The sequence below is a fragment of the Mesotoga infera genome, assembly GCA_011045915.1.
GTDB lineage: Bacteria > Thermotogota > Thermotogae > Petrotogales > Kosmotogaceae > Mesotoga > Mesotoga infera_D.
In genome coordinates, this window is sequence record DSBT01000049.1 from 1 (window position 1) to 2454 (window position 2454).

General features: G+C 45.9%; 3 protein-coding genes. All 3 read left to right on the top strand.

Features of this window, described 5'->3' with window-relative positions; genetic code table 11:
* A partial coding sequence (gene glmS, locus ENN47_01455; GenBank protein HDP76855.1) for a glutamine--fructose-6-phosphate transaminase (isomerizing) occupies positions 1-1456 on the top strand: 1456 nt, incomplete at its 5' end.
* Between the two features lie 127 nt (positions 1457-1583).
* Positions 1584-1952, top strand: coding sequence for a ribosome silencing factor (gene rsfS, locus ENN47_01460; GenBank protein ID HDP76856.1), 369 nt, complete (start codon positions 1584-1586; stop codon positions 1950-1952).
* Positions 1953-2031: 79 nt separating this feature from the next.
* Positions 2032-2454: 30S ribosomal protein S2 (gene rpsB / locus ENN47_01465; protein HDP76857.1), on the top strand; the 423-nt coding region annotated here is incomplete at its 3' end.

Below are 2454 nucleotides of genomic sequence, written 5' to 3' on the forward strand. Positions count from 1 at the left end.
AACCGACACGGAGGTAATCGCCCATCTGATTGAAGATCACTATTCGGGCGATATTGTTGCTGCTGTAAGACATATGTTAGTTGATCTGGAAGGCGCATACGCAATTGGCGTCGTCCATCAGGATCATCCCGATGTGATCGTGGCGGCGCGCAAAGGCAGCCCTCTTGTTGTAGGGTCGGTAGAACAGGGTGGATATCTTGCTTCTGACGTTACTCCCTTGCTCAAGTACCTTCGTGACGTCTATTTCGTAGATGACGGAGAGTTAGCTATAATTCGGCCGGAGAGCATTAACATAACTAGAATAGACGGGTCTGTCGTCAAGAAGTCCGCTACAAGGATCACCTGGAACGAGGATTCTGCGGAAAAGGGCGGCTATGCTCATTTCATGCTTAAAGAGATTTTCGAAGAACCACAGACTCTTCGAAACGCTCTTACGGGAAGAATCAAGGTTGGTTCGCCCAATTTCAAAGAAATCGAGCATCTGAAAGATGACATCAAGAAGGCAAGATCTATTACCGTTCTTGCATGCGGAACCAGTTACCATGCAGGTCTGGTCTTTCAGAGATTCATTCAGGATTATTCAAACATCCGCGCAGAAGTGGAGGTTGCGTCAGAGTTCCGTTATAGAAGGCTATCAGAGAACTTCGCCGACCTGGTCATTGCTATTTCTCAATCAGGAGAAACTGCAGACACTCTCGAGGGCATCCGGAAGGCAAGGAAGATGGGAGCTAAAGTAATATCTTTGACAAACGTTGTAGGATCGACGATATCACGGGAAAGCGATGCTGTGATTTATATAAATGCAGGCCCGGAGATAGGAGTGGCAGCTACGAAGACTTATGTGGCGCAGCTCGCAGTACTGATTCTTTTGGGGGCAGGAATAGCGAAAATTATGGGCTCTAGTACAACAGATATTGCTATGATTGTGAATGAACTGGAAGGCATGCCCACAATATTTGAGAACACTTTGCCAATAGCGAACGAACAGTGCAGCAGACTTGCGGGAGAGTATTTTGACTATAAACACTTCATGTACATCGGCAGAGGATACAGTTACGCAACCGCCCTTGAGGGAGCGCTAAAGCTCAAAGAGATCAGTTATATCCATGCTAGCGGTTATCAGGCTGGCGAATTGAAGCACGGTCCAATCGCACTCCTCGACAATGATTTCCCGGTCTTTGCAATAGTCCCCGAGGATGAACTAAAATCGAAAATGATTTCCAATATTATGGAGACCAAAGCGCGAGATGCGAAGGTCGTAGCCATCTGCTCTGAGAATGACAGAGAAGTTGCAAAGGCAGTCAACAGCCGAATCGAAGTACCTGGAGTCCTAGAACCCCTGTACCCGTTAGTCATGTCGCCGTATTTACAGCTCTTCGCATATTATGTCGCCGTGCGGAAGGCTCTAGATCCAGATAAACCCAGGAATCTTGCGAAGAGTGTCACCGTAGAATAGTATGAAATCAATATTTAGTGGAAGTGGGTATGGGAGAAATCATTTTGCTTAGTTCGTTCACTTATTCTTTTGCGGTGAACGGTGAACCGTCAACGGATAACTATTATATGAACAGGAGAATTTTTCTTTGGATAATGTAGTGAAGGAAATTGTAGAGATACTTGACAAAAAGCACGGAGAGGAGATAGTAGTACTCGATATCTCCAAGGTGTCAAATCTTTCTGACTACTTTGTTGTGACAACAGCAAATTCCGATCCACACATGGATGCCCTCAGGGAGGGGGTTCTGGAATATGTTGAAAGGGAATCAGTCCGGATAATCTTCTACGACAAAGGAAAGGGATATGACTGGATGGTAATCGATGGCGGTTACTTCATCATCCACATATTCAGTAAAAAGGGAAGAGAGTTCTATTCTCTCGAGGACCTTTGGTTAAACGCAAAGAGATACACATATAGAGATCTCGTCAAAGACGAGGACAACACACGGCAGTAATCGCAATCGATCCCGGTGCCCCCATTGCGGGGGTCGATCGCTTGCAGAGCCGGAGGAAAACCAAAACGGAGGTGTATTTGTGTCGGTAGTATCAATGAAGCAGCTTCTCGAAGCCGGAGTTCACTTCGGTCACAGAACGAGAAGATGGAACCCCAAGATGAAGCCGTATATTTATGGTGAGAGAAAAGGCATCTATATTGTGGATCTTCAGAAGACCTTGAAACTCATCGAAGAAGCTTATGAGCATGTGAGAAATTCTGCTCAGGAAGGCGCAACGTTCCTTTTTGTTGGCACTAAGAGGCAGGCTCAGCAAATCGTACAAGAAGAAGCGAAGAGATGTGACTCCTTTTATGTCAACAACCGCTGGCTTGGCGGACTTCTTACGAACTTCACCACGATCAAGAAAAGAATCGAAGCTTTAAAGAACTTCGAAGAAATGGAAGAGTCGGGAAAGCTCGCCGCTCTACCCAAGAAAGAGCAGAGTATGATAAACAAAAGGCTC